An 815-nucleotide genomic window follows, 5' to 3' on the forward strand; every position below is an offset into this window, starting at 1 on the left:
GAATGGCGCTGCGTTTTCGTTGTAGGCGGCAGTGAAGGCATGGATGGCCTCAATGAGTTGCTCGACGCTTCGGAAGCTCGCGTTGTTCAGCGTCTTTCGCTGGAAGATGCCGAACCAGATTTCGACTTGGTTGAGCCAGCTCGCACTGGTAGGCGTGAAGTGAAAGGTGACGTTCGGATGTGCGGCGAGCCAGTCCTCGTTCTTCTTGTGGGTGTTCAAGTTGTCCAGGATGACGTGGATCTGCCGGTCGACGGGCTGGTCGGCAACGACCTCGTCCATGAAGGCCTGGAAGTCGGCGCGCTTTTTAGTCTGCGTCGTCTTGCCTCGGATGACGCCGGTGGCGACCTCCAATGCGGCGAACAAATTGACGGTGCCGTGCCGCTTGTAGGTGCTCTTCATTCCCTGGACGACCTTGCCACTGCTGGTCTGCACGTAGCCGCGCGCCCGCTCGAGGGCTTGAATCGAGGGCTTCTCGTCGACGCTGATCACCAGGGCGTTCTCGGGCGGGTTCAAGTACAGCCCGATTATGTCGGCCGCTTTGGCGGCAAACTCCGGGTCCGTGCTGACGCACCACGAACGGTGGCGCTGCAACTGGATGCCTTCCTTGCGCAGGATGCGCCACACCGCGTGATCGGACACGCTCAGCGCCTTGGCCAGCGAGCCCCCATCCCAGCTCGCCATGCCGGCCGGTGGCGGCAATTCGAGCTGTGCCAAGATTCGGTCGCGCAACTCGACACCGTACTTGGCGGGCTTGCCGGGCCGGGGCGCGTCGCGAAGCCCTGCGATACCTTGCTCGGCAAAGCGTCGGCGCCACA

1 protein-coding gene is annotated in these 815 nt (G+C 62.7%); it reads right to left on the bottom strand.

Annotated elements, in window-relative coordinates:
- On the bottom strand, positions 1–815 hold an 815-nt coding region (locus GO606_RS00715; RefSeq protein ID WP_169120962.1), incomplete at both ends, for an IS630 family transposase.

The sequence above is a fragment of the Aromatoleum anaerobium genome (assembly GCF_012910705.2).
Lineage (GTDB): Bacteria > Pseudomonadota > Gammaproteobacteria > Burkholderiales > Rhodocyclaceae > Aromatoleum > Aromatoleum anaerobium.